General features: G+C 62.8%; 15 protein-coding genes and 1 tRNA gene. 10 read left to right on the top strand and 6 right to left on the bottom strand.

Annotation, left to right across the window (positions count from 1 at the left end; genetic code table 11):
* Nucleotides 1–33: 33 nt before the first annotated feature.
* Nucleotides 34–237 carry a hypothetical protein gene (locus L6639_RS02385; RefSeq protein WP_128952352.1) on the top strand — a complete coding sequence of 68 codons (204 nt, stop codon included), beginning with the start codon at nt 34–36 and terminating at the stop codon, nt 235–237.
* Between the two features lie 36 nt (nt 238–273).
* Here L6639_RS02385 and L6639_RS02380 read toward each other — a convergent pair whose 3' ends face one another.
* Entirely contained in the window at nt 274–1,134 is an 861-nt protein-coding gene (locus L6639_RS02380) for an IclR family transcriptional regulator (RefSeq protein WP_237858620.1), read from the bottom strand.
* A 124-nt stretch (nt 1,135–1,258) separates the two neighbouring features.
* On the opposite strand from L6639_RS02380, the gene L6639_RS02375 reads away from it, so the two are divergent.
* Genes L6639_RS02375 through L6639_RS02360 form a run of 4 tightly spaced genes read left to right on the top strand, consistent with a single transcriptional unit; the run spans nt 1,259 to nt 5,525 of the window.
* Entirely contained in the window at nt 1,259–2,194 is a 936-nt protein-coding gene (locus tag L6639_RS02375) for a dihydrodipicolinate synthase family protein (protein ID WP_237858619.1), read from the top strand.
* A gap of 52 nt (nt 2,195–2,246) precedes the next feature.
* Entirely contained in the window at nt 2,247–3,353 is a 1,107-nt protein-coding gene (locus L6639_RS02370) for a four-carbon acid sugar kinase family protein (RefSeq protein ID WP_237859405.1), read from the top strand.
* On the top strand, nt 3,350–4,378 hold the full coding sequence (pdxA, locus tag L6639_RS02365) for a 4-hydroxythreonine-4-phosphate dehydrogenase PdxA (RefSeq protein WP_237858618.1): 1,029 nt from the start codon (nt 3,350–3,352) through the stop codon (nt 4,376–4,378). Before L6639_RS02370 ends, pdxA begins: the two co-directional genes overlap by 4 nt.
* A 16-nt stretch (nt 4,379–4,394) precedes the next feature.
* Complete coding sequence (locus L6639_RS02360) at nt 4,395–5,525, top strand: iron-containing alcohol dehydrogenase (protein ID WP_237858617.1); 1,131 nt, start codon at nt 4,395–4,397, stop codon at nt 5,523–5,525.
* Nucleotides 5,526–5,536: 11 nt separating this feature from the next.
* Here the strand turns inward: L6639_RS02360 and L6639_RS02355 are convergent, their stop codons facing one another.
* Nucleotides 5,537–7,036: an amidase gene (locus tag L6639_RS02355; RefSeq protein WP_237858616.1), complete on the bottom strand. Its 1,500-nt coding sequence runs from the start codon at nt 7,034–7,036 to the stop codon at nt 5,537–5,539.
* 259 nt (nt 7,037–7,295) lie between these two features.
* Between L6639_RS02355 and L6639_RS02350 the strand changes: the two genes are divergently transcribed.
* Nucleotides 7,296–7,369 (top strand) — tRNA-Gln (locus L6639_RS02350).
* 149 nt (nt 7,370–7,518) lie between these two features.
* On the opposite strand, the gene L6639_RS02345 is transcribed toward L6639_RS02350, so the two are convergent.
* Nucleotides 7,519–7,800: a hypothetical protein gene (locus L6639_RS02345; protein WP_237858615.1), complete on the bottom strand. Its 282-nt coding sequence runs from the start codon at nt 7,798–7,800 to the stop codon at nt 7,519–7,521.
* A gap of 628 nt (nt 7,801–8,428) precedes the next feature.
* Between L6639_RS02345 and L6639_RS02340 the strand changes: the two genes are divergently transcribed.
* The 3 genes from L6639_RS02340 (at nt 8,429) to L6639_RS02330 (ending at nt 13,107) form a co-directional block, all read left to right on the top strand.
* Nucleotides 8,429–9,907 (top strand): porin, encoded by a 1,479-nt coding sequence (locus tag L6639_RS02340; protein WP_237858613.1) that lies wholly within the window; start codon nt 8,429–8,431, stop codon nt 9,905–9,907.
* A 270-nt stretch (nt 9,908–10,177) separates the two neighbouring features.
* The gene (locus L6639_RS02335) at nt 10,178–12,184 is read left to right on the top strand and encodes an O-linked N-acetylglucosamine transferase, SPINDLY family protein (protein ID WP_237858611.1); all 2,007 of its coding nucleotides are present in this window, start codon (nt 10,178–10,180) and stop codon (nt 12,182–12,184) included.
* A 59-nt stretch (nt 12,185–12,243) separates the two neighbouring features.
* The gene (locus tag L6639_RS02330; RefSeq protein WP_237858609.1) at nt 12,244–13,107 is read left to right on the top strand and encodes an FkbM family methyltransferase; all 864 of its coding nucleotides are present in this window, start codon (nt 12,244–12,246) and stop codon (nt 13,105–13,107) included.
* 135 nt (nt 13,108–13,242) lie between these two features.
* Here L6639_RS02330 and L6639_RS02325 read toward each other — a convergent pair whose 3' ends face one another.
* The 3 genes from L6639_RS02325 to L6639_RS02315 all read right to left on the bottom strand — a co-directional run bounded on the left by L6639_RS02325 (nt 13,243) and on the right by L6639_RS02315 (nt 18,186).
* Nucleotides 13,243–13,812: an invasion associated locus B family protein gene (locus L6639_RS02325; protein WP_237858607.1), complete on the bottom strand. Its 570-nt coding sequence runs from the start codon at nt 13,810–13,812 to the stop codon at nt 13,243–13,245.
* 64 nt (nt 13,813–13,876) lie between these two features.
* Nucleotides 13,877–17,014 (bottom strand): multidrug efflux RND transporter permease subunit, encoded by a 3,138-nt coding sequence (locus tag L6639_RS02320; RefSeq protein ID WP_237858605.1) that lies wholly within the window; start codon nt 17,012–17,014, stop codon nt 13,877–13,879.
* Nucleotides 17,011–18,186, bottom strand: a complete 1,176-nt coding sequence (locus tag L6639_RS02315; RefSeq protein ID WP_237858603.1) for an efflux RND transporter periplasmic adaptor subunit — start codon at nt 18,184–18,186, stop codon at nt 17,011–17,013. The genes L6639_RS02320 and L6639_RS02315 overlap by 4 nt, the downstream gene beginning before the upstream one ends.
* Before the next feature lie 389 nt (nt 18,187–18,575).
* On the opposite strand from L6639_RS02315, the gene L6639_RS02310 reads away from it, so the two are divergent.
* Nucleotides 18,576–18,815, top strand: a complete 240-nt coding sequence (locus L6639_RS02310) for a hypothetical protein (RefSeq protein WP_237858601.1) — start codon at nt 18,576–18,578, stop codon at nt 18,813–18,815.
* The last annotated feature ends 219 nt before the right edge of the window (nt 18,816–19,034 follow it).

Here is a 19,034-nt window from a genome sequence, read left to right as displayed (position 1 = left end):
CGGATCAAAAGTCAGCTTGTACTGAGAGTATTTATGTCCCGTTCCGTTGAATTGATCGTTGAGGGCTATGTGAGGCTGAACGATCGTGATGCGCTGGAAGGTATCTTGACGCATCGCCAGGACCTCCTGCGGCAATTGGTGGCCGTGACTGGTGTCGATCCGAAGCAGGCCATCGCGCAGGTCAGCGAGGAAATCACCATTATCGAAGCCGGTCTCGCGACGCTCGTTCCGGAATAGCCGCCGCCAAGATCGCGTCCCGCCTGGAGATGCCGATCAGCTCAACAGTCCTGACTTGATCGCGAGCTCCTGTACTTTGCTCGTCAGCCGCATCAGCTTCGGCAGCGCCTGATCGCGGAAGGTCGGCATGTCCATGCGCATGGCATCCACGGTGACGCTCAGTCCGGCGATGACAGAACCCTGGGCGTCGAGGATCGGCGTCGCCAGCGTGCGCAGACCATAGGCGTTCTCGCCATCGGAGACGGCATGGCCCTTCTTCTTCACCTGGTCGAGCCGGGCGAGCAGGGCATCGAGATCGGTCAGCGTCCGCTCCGATAGCTTGACGCGGGGGCGTGACTCCAGCCGCGCAATCTGCTCATCGCGCTGAAGATGCGCCAGCATGGCATGGCCGAGAGCAGCGCTGTAGGCCGGGATGCGGGTGCCCGGCCGGCGATCCATCTTGTAGCGGTCGAGGCCTGCACTGACGCGTGCGAGATAAATCACGTCACCGCCATCGAGTATGCCGAGCGAGGCCGCATCGCCGACCTCGGGCACGAGGTCGCGCAGCAACGGCTCGACGATGGCGCGCAACGATCCGTGCGATAGCACGGTGTAGCCGAGATCGAGGCAGGCAACGCCGAGACGGAACCGGCGGCTCTGCGGCACCGCCTGGAGGTAGCCGAGCTCGATCAGGGTCTGGATCAGCCGGAACGCCGTGCCGCGATCGAGATCGGCGCGCGCGGCAACTTCGCTCAATGTCAGCTCGAACGCCTCGCTGGTGAAACTCTTGAGCACCGCAAAGGCCTTGCCGACGGATGCGACGTAATTCTTGGAGTTATTCTTCGGATTTTTGGGCTCCGGTGATTTTGCAGCCGCGTCCGCTGTGCGCTTCGCCGCTTTGTTTTCGACCTTGGCCATGCCTGAATGCCCTATCATGACAGCTACGGCCCTTGACGCCGCGGCAGCCTGCTCTTACCAACGAGGCAGATTATAACAAATGTTCGCATTCCGAACAACATCGATCTGACGATCGGAGGAAGCTTTGTCGACATCGTCGTTGCACCCCCAGTCCTTGAACTCCCACGGCGTGTTCTCCGCGGCGCTGACGCCGCTCGACGCCGATCTCGCGCCTGATCACGCGCGCTTCATCGCGCATTGCCGCTACCTTCTGGACGAAGGCTGCGATGCCATCGCGATGCTGGGTACGACGGGGGAGGCGAACTCCTTCTCGGTCGCCGAGCGCACTGCATTGTTGGAGGCCGTGATCGCCGGCGGCATCAAGCCGAACCAGTTGCTGCCGGGCACCGGCGTCGCGGCCTTCACCGAGACCGTCGCGTTGACGCGCCACGCACTGTCGGTCGGCGTCGGTACCGTGGTGATGTTGCCGCCGTTCTATTACAAGAACGTCAGCGATGACGGCGTCTATGCCGCCTACAGCGAGATCATCCAGCGCATCGGCGATGCCAGGCTCAAGATCGTGCTCTATCACATCCCGCAGATGTCGATGCAGCCGATCTCGCATGCGCTGATCGAGCGGCTGCGCAAGGCGTATCCGTCGACCATCGTCGGCATCAAGGATTCCTCGGGGGACTTCGCCAACATGACCGCGATGGTCGAACGTTTCCACGGCTTTGCGGTGCTGACCGGAGCCGACCCCCTGTTGCTGCCGCTGCTGCGCAAGGGCGGCGCGGGCTGCATCACCGCGACCTCGAACCTCGTGGCGCGCGATCTTGCCTATGTCTTCAAGCATTTCCGCGACAGCGACGACGACGCAGACCTTGCTGCAGCGCAGGCGCGGATCGTGAAGGCGCGCGAGCTGGTCTCGCGCTTCGCACAGATGCCTTCGCTCAAGGCGCTGATGGCCGAGCGCACCGGTCACGCGGGCTGGCAGCGCCTGCGGCCGCCGCTTGAGACCTTACCCGCAGCTCAAGTGAAAGAATTGCTCGCGAGTGCCGCGGCATTCGCGAAAGCCGCTTAGAGGCGGACGCGCACGACGAGGCGATCCGATGTCCGAACCTTTCGGAGAGGCGTTGACCAGCGTCCGTATGCTTGCCGACGACCTCACCGGGGCGCTCGACACCGCGGCGGAGTTCGCCGGCCCGTGCGGACCATTCGACGTCGTCTGGGGAGAGGCGCCTGTTGCGTCAGATTCCCTGAGCCTTGCGATCGACAGCGGCACACGTGAACGTTCGAAGGCCGAGAGTGTCGAGATCGTCGCTCGGCTGGCGCCGCTGCTTTGGGACGGAGAGATCGCCTACAAGAAAGTCGACAGCCTGCTTCGTGGCGCATGGGCGGCCGAGCTCGGTGCCTGCCTGAGCACCGGCCATTGGGCGTCTTGCGTCGTCGCGCCTGCTTTCGACTATCAGGGACGCCGCACGGTCGAGGGCCAGCAATATGCGCGCACCGTGCAGGGCGACTGGCATCGTGTCGGCGACAACCTGCTGGACCAGTTGAGGCAGGACGGCATCGCGGCGCTACGTGGCAGCTCCGACACGCTGCCGCAAGGCGGCGTTCAGGTGTTTGATGCCGAGAGCGATCTCGATCTTGATCGCGTCGTCGAAATGGCCCGGCGCATGCCAGGACCTGTGCTCTGGTGCGGCAGCGGCGGTTTGGCCGGAGCGCTTGCGCGAAATCATGGGGCCGCAGCGCCGTCGGTTCTGAAGCGTCCGGTGCTGGGCTTGTTTGGTTCCGATCAGGCGACATCAGCCTCTCAGCTCGCGGCGTGTGGCGAGGCCACCATTGCGTTGGCTGAAGGCGAGGGCGGCGCCGTTGTTGAGCGGAAGCTCATGGATGACGGTGTGGCCCTGGTGAAATTCACGCTTGCCGAGGGCCTTGCGCGTTCCGAGGCGGCGCGGCGGATCGCGCATGAATTGACGGCACTGATCGCGTCGCTCGATCCGCCTGGAACCCTGATCGTTGCTGGCGGCGAGACGTTGAAGGCCGTATGCCTTGCCCTCGGCGCGCGTGCGCTCCAGGTCACGGGTCGCATCGCGCCGGGCTTGCCGCGTTCGACGCTGCAAGGTGGCCGCTGGGCCGGCGTCGACGTCATCTCGAAATCCGGAGCGTTCGGCGCGCGCGAGCTGTGGCGCGATCTGCTGCGGGCCAATCATTTTCTCAACTTGGAGAATCCGACATGACCTCTCGTCACCTTGCCATCACCATGGGCGATCCTGCCGGTATCGGGCCGGAGATCATCGTCAAGGCCTGCGTCGGACTGAAGCACCGGATCGCAAAAGGCGATCTGCGTCTGTTGATCATCGGCAGCGGCGCGGCGCTGGATGGCGCGAAGGCCGCGCTCGGCGCCAACGTTGCAATCCCGCAAGTCACAGCCGATGATAGCGACTGGCCGAACCTCTGTTATCTGCAAGCCGACGCCGAAGGCGAGCCGATCAAGCCCGGCGTGCTCAGCGCCGATGGCGGCCGCTTTGCCTACAAGGCGATCGAGCAGGGCGTGCGCCTGACACAGGCTGGTCGTACGGCGGCGATCGTCACGGCGCCGCTGAACAAGGAAGCGCTCAACAAGGCCGGCTATCATTTCCCGGGCCATACAGAGATGCTGGCGCATCTCACCGGCGTGCGCGGCTCGGTGATGCTGCTTGCCCACGGCAACATGCGCGTCAGCCATGTCTCGACCCATGTGGCGCTGGAGGACGTGCCGAAGCGTCTGACGCCGGAGCGTCTGCGCATGGTGATCGATCTCACCGATGATGCGCTGCGCCGGCTCGGCATTGCAAAGCCCAAGATCGCGATCGCCGCGCTCAATCCGCATGCCGGCGAGGGCGGTCTGTTCGGCCGCCAGGACATCGACGTTTCCGCGCCGACGATCGCCAAGGCGGTAGCGGACGGTCTCGACGTTGTCGGCCCCGTGCCCGGCGACACCATCTTCGTCAAGCTGCGCGCCGGCCAGTTCGACGCGGCGGTCGCGATGTATCACGATCAGGGGCATATTCCGGTCAAGCTGCTCGGCTTCCAGGTCGATCCCGCCACCGGCCGCTGGCAGGAGCTGTCCGGCGTCAACATCACGCTGGGCCTGCCGATCATCCGCACCTCCGTCGATCACGGTACCGCTTTCGACATTGCCGGACAGGGCATCGCCAACGAGCACAGCCTGATCGAGGCCATCGACTATGCCGAGCGGCTCGCCGCGGGCGCTTCCAAGTAACGAGATCGAGCCTGAGATGACCAACGCCTTCACGCCCATCGAAATCCTTCGCCCCACCATCCTCGAGTTCGGTAATGGCACGATCACCGCGGCCGCGCGCTTCGCCGAGCGGATTGGAGCCAGGCGACCACTGGTCATCTCCGACCCCTTCAATGCGCGCCGCGTCGACACGTTGGCGCTGCCGGGCTCAGTCAATGTGTTCGGCGAGGTCAAGCCTGAGCCGGACCTGCCCAATCTCGAGAAGGCGGTAGCGATGGCGAAAGAGGTCAGGCCCGATCTCGTCGTCGGCTTCGGCGGCGGCAGCGCGATGGATCTCGCCAAGCTGGTCGCGGTGATGTGCACGTCGGATGTGCCCTTCGCCGACATCGTCGGGCCGGAGAAGGTGGCCGGCCGCAGCGTCCCGCTGATGCAGGTCCCGACGACGTCCGGCACCGGCAGCGAAGCCGGCACCCGCGCGCTCGTCACCGATCCCATCAGCCAGAACAAGCAGGCGGTGCAGAGCCGCTTCATGCTGGCCGATATCGCCATCGTCGATCCTGATCTGACGACGACCGTGCCGAAGGAGATCACCGCCGCCACCGGCGTCGATGCGCTGGCGCATTGCGTCGAGGCCTATACCAGCCGCAAGGCGCATCCGACGATCGATCTCTACGCGCTCGAAGGCGCGCGGCTTGTCGGGCGTTATCTCAAGCGCGCGGTCGCCGATGGTGGTGATCGCGAGGCGCGCGCCGGTCTCTCGCTGGCCTCGCTCTATGGCGGCTATTGCCTCGGGCCGGTGAACACCACCGCCGGTCATGCCGTGGCCTATCCGCTCGGCACGCGCCATCACATCGCCCACGGTCTCGCCTGCGCAATGATCTTCCCGCACACGCTGGCGTTCAACATGCCGGCGGTCGAAGAGAAAACGGTCGCGGTGCTGCGGGCGCTCGGTTTGCCCGAGCAGAGCGATGCGAAGCGCGCATTCGAAGCCACCTATGCGTTCTGCAAGAATCTCGGTGTCGAGATGCGGCTGTCGGCACTCGGCGTGCCCAGGAATGATCTTGGCCTGATGGCCGACGAGGCTCACGCCATCAGGCGCCTGCTTGACAACAACCCGCGCGATCTAAGCCGGGATGCGATCCTCAACATGTACGAGGTCGCGTTCTAGGCCTCTCCGCATCAAGATGGACGGGCGAGCGATGGCGGCGGCACGAAGCCGCCGAATTCGCGTTCGATCAATCCGGCAAGTGCGATCGTCGTGCGGTCCTCCAGATACGGTCCGATGATCTGCACGCCGATTGGGAGACCCGACGGCGACCGGTCGATCGGAACGGCGGTCGCCGGCAGTCCGCAGGTCGATGCCGGATCGGCCCAGATGAAGCAGGCGTCGGCGTAGGGATGTGCCTTGCCGTCGATGTCGAGCTGCCGCGCATCGAACGGCTCGGAATGATCATGCGGGAAGGCCGGCACGGCCGCTGCCGGGTAGATCACCGCGTCGAAGTCGCGGAATAGCGCGTGCCACTGCGCCTGCAGACGCAGGCGCATCGCATCGGCTGCGAGCCAGTCTCGATGGATCATGCCCCAGCCGCGGGCGCGCTCGGCTTGCAGGCTGCGGTCACCAGGCGCGAGCGCAGCGGCCAATTGCTGGGCTTCGGTCAGGGCCTCTGGTGTCAGGCGCGGACTGCGCGCTGCGTTCAACAACCTCATATAGAGGCGCGCCGAGTCCGCGAGATCGGGCAGCGCGGTGCTCGATCGCGAAACGTGTGCGCCCGCTTTGGCGAGCCGCTCGGCCAGTCGGACGATCGCCGAACGCACGGCTTCGCCCGTTGGCATCAACGGATGGCTATCGATGGCGAGGATTCTGAAATCCCTGAGGCTGTTGTGCCGGGAGGAGGGCAAGGCGAGGCGATAGCCGATGCCGTCGCGGGCTTCGTCGGGCCCGGCAATCACGTCGAGCGCCAGCGCGAGGTCGAAGGCGGTGCGCGCCATGGGGCCGACGACGGCAAGATCGCCCTGGCCCGGAACGGGCGGCGCCGGCGGGAGGCTGTAGCCTCGCAGCGGGACCAGGCCGAGGCTCGGCTTGTGTCCGAACACGCCGCAGAAATGTGCGGGCACGCGGATCGAGCCGCCGATGTCGGAGCCGATCGACAGCGGACCGAATCCCGCCGCCAGCGCTGCCGCGCATCCGCCTGAGGAGCCGCCAGGCGAACGGCCGAGGTCCCATGGGTTCTTCGTGGTCCCGTAGATCTCGTTGTAGCTTTGGAAATCCCGCAGTCCGATCGGGATATTGGTCTTGCCGATGATGATTGCGCCGGCCGCCTTCAATCTGGAGACGAGCAGCGCATCCTCTGCCGGCCGGAAATCCCGAAAATGCGGAAAGCCCCATGTGGTCGGCAGGCCCGCGACGTTGAAGGGCTCCTTCAAGGTCACGGGAATGCCGAGGAGCGGGCCCCGCTCGCCGCGGCCGAGCGCGGTATCGGCGACGCGCGCAGCGTCTCGTGCGCGATCGAAGTCGCGAACGACAACCGCGTTGATGTCGCCGTCCAGCGCCTCGGTGCGCGCAATCGTGTGCGCGAGCAGCTCCGACGCCGACAGCTTTTGCGCAACCAAAGCGCTCTGCAGTGCGCCGATTGAGCCGTAGTCGAGGTCGGGGGTGTCTGCGGGTAACCCTCGCTGCATCGGAATCTCCAATTGGAATCTCCAAGTGTCTCGCAGTCATTTCGGCGCCGGCACGGCCACCGACCAATGCTGACATTTAGAGATTTGGGCGGCCGGGCGGGAGAGGTTCCTGAGCACGCGCATCCGTGCACAGCCGCGCTTGCCAGCCTATGGCTGAGCGGGTAGAAGGCTGCACGCCTGAGCCGTGATTTGCGCAAATTGCGCTGCCGGCCACAGTCGGACAAATCAGTAAGGCATTGAATTTGTTCGACTATTCCGTTGGGGAATGGTGTAACGGTAGCACAACAGACTCTGACTCTGTTTGTCTTGGTTCGAATCCAGGTTCCCCAGCCAAGCGTCAGATTCCCGACCGGAAGCGCTGATTGATCCGCTGATCGCGGAACCTCCCTGTCAGCATTGCACCCCTTGCTCCGCTCGGACCAAATCAAGCGCATCGGAGGACGACGCGAACTATGCAGGCGTCCTGCGCAGTTCGCTCGCGTTCACATGTCGTCGTGTTGTGTGTTGAGTTCTTGACGTTTGCAGATGCAGATGCCGGCAAAGATTGTCGCCGTTTGCCTTCGCAGAATTTCGATCATCACTCGCTGCACATCATGCGGCTCGTTTGAAAGCTTGGTGATTCTGTCCGCGATATTGAGAGGCTTCTCTCTGATTGCCCTGCAGCGGCTCGGCGAGAGCGAGGCATTTGCAAGATTTGCCGGCGAGCCATCCGGGCTGTTGCTTCCGGCTTTCGGACGACCTGAAGAGCGACGCCTTCCGCTCATCGAGATGTCCCGCGGTCGCTGCGAGCCTCTGATTCCAGTGATTGCGGGGATGCGGGGCCAGTTCGGCTCGCCGGGGATGGACGCTTTTGCGATCCTGGCCTGGTCCGTAGCCCGAAGCGGCTGAAATTTCCCCTTTATTTTCAAGTCGCGGTTCGCTCAGGAGCGCGCCTTTCGAGCGCTTTTTCCTTGCGGTCCGATTCGACCTTTTCAAGCTCGGAAGTTGGTCTCCCGGGATCGGCTTCCCAACCCCGCTGCGAGGAGTTCCATTGGCAACCTTGCGCGTCACGCAGCTGTGATCGATATTTTATGCAGCGTAATCAATTAGTTATTTATTCTCCGCCCCAAAAATGTTGCGTGATTTTTGTGCAACACCTGACCGGATTCGGATTGTTGGGGGCTGTTTGGGGCCGTTCGGTTGTTGCGTGTGCATCGGCCATCGATCATGGTGATCAGGCGACGGAGGGGGGCATCCCAAGGTCGTCCCGTTTAGGTCTTTCGCTTAAGTCCCTCGCGTTCATGCGGGTGTGTCCGAAGACGCGAAGGCGGCCAAAGCGGTGATTTAAAGGGGGTTGGGGAATTGGCCGTTCGGGTCAGTGACCTTCCCTGAAGAGCAACTTGGAGGTTTAACATGAAGTTGGTTAAGAGCCTTTTGCTCGGCTCAGCGGCGGGTCTGATCGCCGTGGGCGGAGCTCAAGCAGCCGATCTCCCCGTGAAGGCCAAGGCGGTCGAATACGTGAAGATCTGCTCCCTGTACGGTGCGGGTTTCTACTACATGCCGGGCACCGACACTTGCATCAAGTTCGGTGGCTACCTGCGCGCTGACGTCTGGGCCCAGGGTGGCGACTACGGTTTCCGTCAAGGCGCGAACCAGGGTTCGAACAACCGTCTGACGAACTACTGGGGCGAACGCGCTCGTATGGACTTCACGGTCGATACGCGCACGGCGACCGAGTATGGCGTGGTTCGCACCTTCGCCGACATGGTCTTCTCGTGGGATACGACTTCGGTCACCGGCAGCGCCCCGTCGGCGTTCTCGACCGGTTCGGCTTCGCTCGGCCTGTACCATGCGTTCATCCAGTTCGCCGGCTTCACGTTCGGCCGTACGGTCTCGATCTTCGACGCTCCGTGGCAGAGCTATCCGGCTGGCGGTCCCGACACCCTTCCGGGCGGTTCCAACCACGTGACCGGTATCAACCAGGTTGCCTATACGGCTGATTTCGGCCAGGGCATCACCGGTTCGATCGCGTTGGAGGATGAATCGACCTCCGCTGGCGGTCAGACGAACCTCTGGAACCTGTCGGGCGCGACCGCGGCCAACATGGTCCAGGGCATCTACGGCAACAACAGCTGGGGTGGCACGCGCGCTCCCGACATCACCGGTGCGATCCGTGTTGACCAGGCCTGGGGTCTGGCTCAGATCTCGGTCGCCGCGCATGACATGCACGCCGCCTACTACGGCCTCACCGAGCCGACGGGTCATCCCGGCGACAAGTGGGGTTGGGCGGTTCAGGGTTCGTTGTCGATCAAGAACATCCCGACTGGCGCGGGTGACTCGATCAACTTGCAGGCGGTCTATACCGACGGTGCGAGCCGCTACAACTTCCAGAGCCTGTTCCCGCAGACGTTCTTCATGTACAGCGGCACGGGCCTGGCTGGCGCCTATCAGGGTCTCGGAATCGCCGGCATTGCTGATGGTGTCTTCACCACCGGCTCTGGCATCGAAACCGTCAAGACCTGGGGCTTCCGTGGTGGCTACACCCACAACTGGAACCCGAACTGGGCGAGCGCCATCTATGGTGGCTACGGCGCCGTGCAGTACGGTGGTGCTGGCAAGGCTACGATCTGCGCGAACATGGTTGGTCTGCTCGGCCTCACCGGCAACTGCAACCCCGACTTCAACTTCGCTGTGATCGGTGTCAACACCATCTGGACCCCGGTCAAGAACCTGGCCTTCACGGCGGACGTGAGCTGGTCGCGTCTTGACCAGAAGTACTCGGGCACCGTTGCGAGCCCGGGCGTTGCGGCCGCTGCCAAGCCGGCAGCTCTCTATGAGATGAAGGACCAGGACTCGGTCGCCCTGCTCCTCCGCGCTCAGCGTAACTTCTAAGCTCACTCCTGAGCCGATAACGAAGACCCCCAGCGGTTTCGCTGGGGGTCTATTTTTTTGCCTGTCACTTTGATCATCGTCGCAGCGCGAAGGAAAAGCCAAACGAGTTGGTGGCATCAACAATGTCGCGCGCGAAATCGATATACACGCGGTCTTTAGTGCTTTGCAGCGCGACGGCGCTGCCGTTGTTCTCTCCGGCAAAGGCGACTAGAGTTTTTTGCACCAGTTCACCTGAAAACCGACCCGTCGTCGGGTGCGGAATCCAATCATATGGCGCAGCAAAGCCGCAACAAGGGAGCCTCGGCTCCCATCTCACTCCATCCGTCGGCTGGTCTGGACCAGGCAATTGCAGCGCACCGTTCCGGCAATCTGTTGGAGGCGGAGCGGGCCTATACGACCATCCTGAAGGGAAGCAAAACGCATCCTGTAGCGCTGCATATGCTGGGGCTATTGCGCGCTCAGCGGGGTGATTTCGCGGACGCCGAGCCGCTGCTCAAGAAGGCAGCTCGCCTTGATGGCGGCAATCCCCACGTTCTTTTCAACTATGCCAACGTGCTGCGTGCATTGAGCAAGACGGACGACGCGCTCGTTTGGCTTGCGAAGGCGATTGCCCTTTCGCCTGATTTCGCCGATGCGTATCTCAATCGCGGAGCGATCCTGATGGCGCGGCAGGAGCTTCACGGGGCCATCGCGGAGTTTGAGCGCGCCATTGCGATCGCGCCATCGAGCGCGGCGTTCGCAAACCGGGGCAGCGCGTTCCAGCAACTCGGTCAGCTCGACCAAGCGCATGACAGCTACCAGCGTGCGGTCGCGCTCGCACCGTCGAATCCACAGAACCATTTCGCTTTGTCCGAGGTCCTTGGCCAAATGGGCCGACACGACGAAGCGATCGGAGCGCTCGAAAGAACTGTCGCACTGGACAAGGCCTTCCCGTTCGCGTTGAGCAAGCTCGTTGATTCCAGGCGGAAGCGCGCCGACTGGCGCAGTTTCGAACGTGAACAGGCCGGCCTGGACGAGGCCGTCGAGTCAGGCGTGGCGGTCGATCCCTTCACGTTCCTTCATGCCTCGTCGTCTCCCGCACGCCAATTGACCTGCGCGAAGACATTTGTCGCCAAGGTCGCCCCGGAGCGAGGTGCGGCGAGGCCCAGAACGCCGTCACCGGTTTCCCGGCTGCGGATCGGGTACATGTCTGCCGATTTTCGCAATCACGCCATCGGGCACTTGATGGTCGGAGTCATCGAGGAGCACGACCGCGAGCGCTTCGAGGTCAGCGCCATTTCCTACGGACCCGACGACCGGAGCGAGTTGCGCGACCGCCTGAAGGCAGCATTCGAGCGCTTCGAAGACGTCAGCCATCTTCCCGACGAGGACGTGGTCAAGCTGATACGCCAGCTCGACATCGAGGTTCTCGTCGATCTGGGAGGCTTCACCGCCGGTGCGCGGCCGAGGATCCTCGCGCACCGGGCGGCTCCCATCCAGGTCAACTATCTCGGCTACCCCGGCACGATGGGCGCGCCCTACATGGACTACGTCATGGCCGACCCGATCATCGTCCCCGAAGCAGAGCAGAAGCATTACAGTGAGAAGGTGATTTATCTCCCCGACAGCTATCAGGCGACCGACGCGAGGCGATCGCTCGCAAATGTACCTGCCAGGAGCGAGGTCGGGCTGGCGGACGATGCATTCGTCTACTGTGCGTTCAACAGGACGTCCAAGATCACGCCTGTGCTGTTCGATGTCTGGATGAGGCTGCTTGCCAAGACCGCCGGCAGCGTCCTCTGGCTGCTCGATGGGGACCCGATCGCGAAGGAGAACCTGAAGCGTGAGGCCGTTGCGCGCGGCATCGCGGCAGAAAGGATCGTGTTCGCCTCACATGCGCCTGCCGACGCACACTTGGCGCGCCACCAGCTCGCCGATCTGTACCTGGACACGCTGCCCTACAATGCCCATACGGCGGCCAGCGACGCTCTCTGGGCCGGCTTGCCGGTTGTGACCTGCCTCGGCACCGCCTTTGCGGGACGCGTTGCAGCCAGCATCCTGAACGCTGTCGGCCTGCCTGAACTGGTGACGCAATCGCTGGACGACTATGAGAGCTTGGCGCTTCGGATCGCGCATGATCCCGAACTTCGAGCCGCCCTGAAGGGCAAGCTGGCGTCGCAGCGGACCACTTGGCCGCTGTTCGATACGGCCCGCATGACGCGGCACATCGAAAAGGCCTTCAATGAAATGTGGCGACGGCATTGCGCTGGCGAAGCGCCGGCCTCGTTTGCCGTCTAAATCTCATCATGAGGTCGCCTTGGTGTGAAGCCTCATGTCATTCCTTCCATGGGCTTCGCATGACTGACAACGAACCGGACCTGCTCAATAATCTCATCCGGCCGGCACGGCTGACCTCGGTCGTTGATATCGGGGCCAATCCGATCGATGGCGAGCCGCCCTACAAGGCGATGCTGCAACGAAGGCTTTGTACCGTCGTTGGCTTTGAACCGCAGGACGAAGCGCTTGCAGAGCTCAATGCCCGCAAGAGCGACCTCGAGAGCTACTATCACTATGTCGTTGGGAATGGGCACAAGGCCAAGCTGCGTCTATGCCGAATCCCGGGAATGACGAGCCTGCTGCTTCCGGATCAGAATGTGCTGTCGCATTTTGCCAAATTTTCCGAATGGGGCACCGTCGTCAGCGAACATCCGGTCCAGACCCGCCGGCTCGACGATATTGCCGAAATCCGGGATCTGGATTTCCTGAAAATCGACGTTCAGGGCTCCGAGCTGGCTGTCTTCGGAAGCGGGCGGCAGAAGCTGAAGCAGGCCGTCGCCATTCAAACGGAGGTCTCGTTTCTTTGTCTCTACAAGGACCAGCCGACATTCGGCGATATCGATGGCGAATTGCGCAAGCAGGGATTCGTTCCTCACGCCTTTACGGCCATTAATCGGCGTATGATCGCTCCCTTGAGCGACCCATCCAATCCCTATGCGGCGATGAACCAGTTGCTGGAGGCCGATATCGTCTATGTGCGAAACTTCATGCGGCCGGCCGACATGACCGTGGAGCAACTCAAGCATCTGGCAATGATCTCTCATCATTGCTACCGCTCATTCGACCTTGCTGCGAACTGTATTCACCACCTGATCGCGCGCAAATCGATCCCTGATCAGTCGATCCACGATTACATGGCGTCGATCAAGCTTCCGCAAAGCTGACCTGCGCTGGTCGCGCCGGGATCAGAAGTTACAATCGCGGCTTCACGATGCCGTTGCCGGCGGGCGAGCTGAACGGCTGACCGCCTCGCCTGAAGCAGTGGCAGTCAAGCAGGTGTCTCGAAGGACGACCGTAAATTACTTGATCTTGTCGTAGGCCGCCGCGAAATCGTTCAACGGCATCGGGATCGCGATCGTCTCCTTGGCCATGTTCTGGAAGGAAACCTTCAGCTGCTTGCCCGAGCGAAGGCTCGCAAGCAGGTCGGGCGCGATCGGCGTCGAGGCGTAGCAGCCGCGGTTCTCGCAGGTCTGGATCTGCAGATCGATCGCCTTGCCTTCGTCGACCTGAAGCTTGGCGCCGAGCGGAAGATTGAGACCGAGCGGCAGCTGCAGCAGTGCAACCGGCGTGCGTGTGTCGGGCGCGATGCGGATGTTGACCAGGACGATGGTCTGGCCGGTCTTGGTCAGCACTGCGTTCTGCTCGATCGCGCATTCGAGCGGGGCGTCGCGGCTCGCGCTGGTGCAGCGTGCGATCCAGCCAGGCTGCGGCGGCGTGCCCTCGGCTTGCGACTGGGTCGGAGCGGGCGCGGGCTGGGCCGCGAGGGAAGGGGGAGCCGCGTTCTTCTTGGCGCCCTGCTGGGCAGACGCGGTGCCGCTCGACAACAGGACAGCGGCGGCAAGGGCGACGAGTCTGGATTGCATGGGCATGGCGTGACCACGTTGGCGTGAAGCGAGGGCTTGGCTGTAGCGTCGCGAAAGCCGCGACGCAACTTTACTCGGCGGCTTCCTTGACGGCGCCGTGCGCCGACGTCTCGTGCCGATCCGCGTCGGTCGAGCTGCCCTTGAACAGGTTCGAGAACTTGTCGAGATAGAGATAGACCACCGGGGTGGTGAAAAGGGTCAGCGCCTGGCTGACGATCAGGCCGCCGACCATGGCGTAGCCAAGCGGCTGGCGGATCTCGGCGCCGGTGCCGTGGCCGAGCATCAGCGGCACGCCGCCGAGCAGTGCTGCCATCGTCGTCATCATGATCGGGCGGAAGCGCAGCAGCGCGGCCTGGCGGATCGATTCCTCCGGCGTCTTCCCGTCGCGCTCGGCTGCGATGGCAAAGTCGACCATCATGATGCCGTTCTTCTTCACGATGCCGATCAGCAGGATGATGCCGATCAAGGCAATGAGGCTGAAGTCGAAGCCGGCCGCCATCAGGATCATGAGCGCCCCGACGCCGGCCGAGGGCAGGGTCGACAGAATCGTGATCGGATGAATGTAACTTTCGTAGAGGATGCCGAGGATCAGATAGACCACGACCAGCGCCGCGAGGATCAGCAGCGGCACGGTGCCGAGCGATTGCTGGAACGCCTGCGCGGTGCCCTGGAAGCTCGAATTCAGCGTCGCCGGCGCGCCGAGATCGGCCATCGCCTTCTGAACGGCCTGGGTGGCCTGGCCGAGCGCAACGCCCTGGGCGAGGTTGAAGCTGATCGTGATCGCCGGGAATTGGCCCTGGTGGCTGATCGAAAGCGGACGAACCGGATCGGTGGTCCAGGTCGCAAAGGTCGACAGCGGCACCTGATCGCCGGTCAGCGGCGATTTCAAATAGAGCTTGTTCAGCGAATCCAGGTTGCCTTGCATCTCCGGCAGGATTTCCAGGATCACCTTGTAGGTGTTGAGCTGGGTGAAATACTGCGTAACCTGCCGCTGGCCGAAGGCATCATAGAGGGTGTCGTCGATCAGCTGCGGCTGGATGCCGTAGCGCGAGGCGGTGTCACGGTTGATCTTGAGCTGGACCGTGGTGCCCTGGGTCTGCTGGTCGGTCGCGACGTCACGCAGCTCCGGCAGCGTCTGCATCTTGGCGAGAATTTTCGGCGCCCATTCGTTCAGCTCGGAGAGATCGGCATCCTGCAGCGTGAACTCGAACTGCGTGCGTGTCGGCCGGCCGCCGAGCCGGACGTCCTGGGCCGCCTGCATGTAAAGCCGCGCGCCCGGCACCTTCTCGAACTGCGGACGGAGCCGTCCAATGACCTGCTGCGCCGAAACGTCGCGCTGATCGCGGGGTTTCAAGGTGATGAACAGGTTGCCGTTGTTGCCGGCCCGTCCGCTGCCGCCGATGGCCATGGCGACGCTGGCGACGGCAGGATCTGCCTGTATGATCTTGGCGAGCGCCTCTTGCCGTTCCTTCATGGCCGAGAAGGAGATGTCCTGCGAAGCTTCTGAGGTTGCGGTGATCAGGCCGTTGTCCTGCTGCGGGAAGAAGCCCTTGGGGATCAAGACGAAGAGATAGACTGACAGCGCAAGCGTTGCGAAGAAAATGACGAGCGTCGTGCGCTTCCAGCTCAAAGCGATGTCGAGGATATGCTCATAACCGCGCAGCATCGCGTCAAAGGCGCGTTCGCTCCACTGATAGAAGCGGCCGTGTTGGATCTCCCCATGGGCGCGCAGGAAGCGCGACGCCATCATCGGAGTGAGTGTCAGCGAGACGATCATTGAGACGAAGATGGTCATCGCCAGCACGACGGCGAACTCGCGGAACAGACGGCCGATGATGCCGCCCATCAGCAGCAGCGGGATCAGCACCGCGACCAGCGAGATACTGATCGAAACGATGGTGAAACCGATTTCCTTCGCGCCCCTGAAGGCGGCAGCCATCGGCGCTTCACCTTCCTCGACGTAGCGGGAGATATTCTCGAGCATGACGATGGCGTCGTCGACCACGAAGCCGACAGCGATCGTCAGCGCCATCAGGGACAGATTATCCAGGGTGTAGCCGAACACCCACATCAGGGAGCAGGCGCCGAGCAGCGCCAGAGGCACCGTGATCGTCGGAATCACCGTCGCCCAGAAGCTGCGCAGGAAGATGAAGATGACCATGACCACCAGGAAGATGGTCAGAAGCAGAGTGTACTGCACGTCCTCGACCGCGGCCCGAATGGTCTGGGTTCGGTCGCTCATCAGCTCGATCTTGATCGCCGGCGGGATCGCCGCAACGAGGCGGGGCAAGGCCGCTTTGATCTTGTCCACGGTTTCGATGACGTTCGCGCCGGGCTGCTTGAACACCACCAGGAAGACGCCGCGTTTGCCATTCGCCCAGGCGGCCTGTTTGGCGTCCTCGGGGCCGGTGACAGCCTGGCCGATGTCGCGGATGCGCAGCGGACCGCCATTGCGATAGGCGATGATGACGTCGTTCCAGTCCTTCGACTGCGTCAGCTGATCGTTGGCGTAGATTGTATAGGCGCGCTTCTCGCCGTCGATATTGCCTTTGGGACTATCGACTGTCGTGATCGCTATCTGGGTCCGCACGTCCTCCAGTGACAAGCCCTTGGCGACGAGCTTGGCGGGATCGATCTGGACCCGGATGGCCGGCTTCTGCTGACCGCCGATGATGACCTGTGCGACACCGGAGATCTGACTGATCTGCTGGGCAAGCTGCGCGTCGACCGCATCGCTGACGCTGGTCAGGGGCAGCGTCTCGGAGGTGGCGGACAGAAGCAGGATTGGAGAGTCCGCCGGATTGACCTTGCGATAGGTCGGCGGCGAGGGCAGGTTTTTCGGCAGTTGACCGGCGGCGGCGTTGATGGCGCCCTGCACGTCGTTCGCGGCGCCGTCGATGCTGCGATTGAGGTCGAACTGGATGGTGATCGAGGCGGTGCCCAGATAGCTCGTCGAGGTCATCTGCGCGATGCCGGGAATCTGGGCGAACTGGCGCTCCAGCGGCTGGGCGACCGATGAGGCCATCGTCTCCGGGCTGCCGCCCGGCAGATTGGCCGTGATCTGGATGGTCGGGAAGTCCACCTGCGGCAGCGGCGCCACTGGCAGCAGCGGATAGGCGACGAGACCGACAAAAAGAATGCCGGCCATCAGCAGCGATGTGCCGATGGGATAACGGATGAAAGGTGCCGAAATCCCGCCTTCGGTCATTCCTGCTGAACCTTGTTTTTCTGGACCGGATCCGAACTCGCGACAGTCGTCGAGACCAGGCTGCCGGGCTGAACCTTGTACTGTCCGCCGGTAATCACCTGCTGACCGGGACTCAACCCTTCATCGACGACCGAACGTCCGTCGATGGAGTAGCTGACCTTGATCTTGCGGACCTCGGCCTTGTTGGCTGGGCTGACAGTGTAGGCGTAGAGGCCGTTGGTCGAATGCTGGACCGCGTCATCGGGGACGATGGTCGCGTCCTTCAGCGTCCGTACCAGGAGGCGTGTCGACACCGATTGTCCCGGCCACAGCGCGTGCTCCTTGTTGTCGAACACCGCCTTGAGCCTGATAGTCCCGCTGGTCGTATCGACCTGGTTGTTGATGACGGCAAGCTTGCCTTCGGCCAGCGTCTTTTTGCCGTCGGTGGTGAACGCGATCACCTTGAGCTCGCCGGACTTCTGGCCCTCGCTGATATAGGGCAGCTGATCCTCCGGCGCGGTGAAGATCACCGTGATCGGCTCGACCTGCGCGATGGTGACGACGCCGGTCTGGCTCGAGGCGTTGACGATGTTGCCGATGTCGACCTGGCGAAGGCCTGCGACGCCGGTGATCGGCGACTTGACCTGGGTATAGTCGAGCTGGGTCTGGGCGTTGGAGATCGCGGCTTCGTCGGAGGCGATCTGGGCGGTGAGCTGGGCAACGGTGGAGCGCTGCGTATCGGTCTGCTGCCGCGTCGCGAATTCACCGAGTTTGGTGTAGCGCTGAAGGTCGAGATTGGCGTTGGCGAGGTTGGCCTCGTCCTGGGACTTCTTGGCCTTGGCCTGGTCGAGGGCGGCCTGGAACGGGCGCGGGTCGATCTCGACCAGAAGATCGCCTTGCTTGACCATTTGGCCCTCGGTGAAGGCGATCTTGTCGATCTGGCCATCCACCCGGGTCCGGACTTGGACGGTGTTGAAGCCCTGAACGGTGCCGAGGCCGGTCAGGTAGACCGGGAAGTCGGCCTTCTGGACCGGTGTGATGCTGACGGGCACGGCAGGGGCGCGCGGCGCACCCTTCTGAGCCGTTTGGGCTTTTCCGGCCTCCGCGGCCCGATATCGCTGCCAGCCGTAATAGCCGCCGCCGGCCACGGCTGCGATGATGACAATCCACAGGATCGGCCGTGACTTTTTCATTTGTGAGCGTATCGGCTTGTATGCCCAAAACAACGAATTGCGGGGCAATCAATGGGTTCCAGCGAGGCTTGTATATTACACGCCAAGTTCCAGTGTAAACAGCACTATCAGTTGAGAATCCTAAACAATTGGAAAGCTTTGCACCCCGTAGGCAAACGGGTGACGCGCCGGTGTGCAGTGCTGCATTTTCCTCTGATGAACGAGGAGCGTGCGAGAGACAGGAAATGCTCGCGGACGGCGTGGGCCTGCGACGGGGGCGCGAGTGAGCGCGCCGTGCGGGGAAGGCGAATTTGCCTTCGCGAGAACGGTTCTAAACCACCGGGGCCGCGTTTCGGTTGTCACCAAAACCAGCGTCGTTCATATCAGCGCCGCCATATCAGGAGTGCGGAATGGACGAATTGAACGGCAAGCTGATCGCGTGCCAGATCTTGATCACGGGATTGATCGCGCGCGTCGCCAATGAACAGCGCGATCCCTTGCGCTTCCTCACAGACTTCCGCGACGAGATCAAAGCCGTCGTTGGCGGCGTCAACATCGCCGGCATGGACAACACCGACCGCGTGCGTGTAACCGCGCAGCGCACCGTCGATGAATTGTTCTCGCTCATGAAGCCGCCGAGCAGCGACTGACGCCTGCGCGAGATGATGCGCGAAGACAAGTGCCTCAGCGTTCTGCTGCATCAATGTGTCGCGCGACACTTCAGCTTTTTCGAAATCGATTTTTTAGAATCGCTTTCATCTGGACCTATTCAAGTGCTGTCTCGGGCCCCGTTGCATTGACCAGATTTTTTGCGGTCGATAGCACCACCCTATCGTTCGTCGCGCATGTTGCGCATCGGCGAGTTTGGA

The sequence above is a fragment of the Bradyrhizobium zhengyangense genome (assembly GCF_022012555.1).
In the GTDB taxonomy this organism is placed as follows: Bacteria; Pseudomonadota; Alphaproteobacteria; order Rhizobiales; family Xanthobacteraceae; genus Bradyrhizobium; species Bradyrhizobium zhengyangense.
The sequence above is the reverse complement of the archived record's forward strand: the minus strand, read 5'-3'. Positions and strand labels throughout refer to the sequence as shown.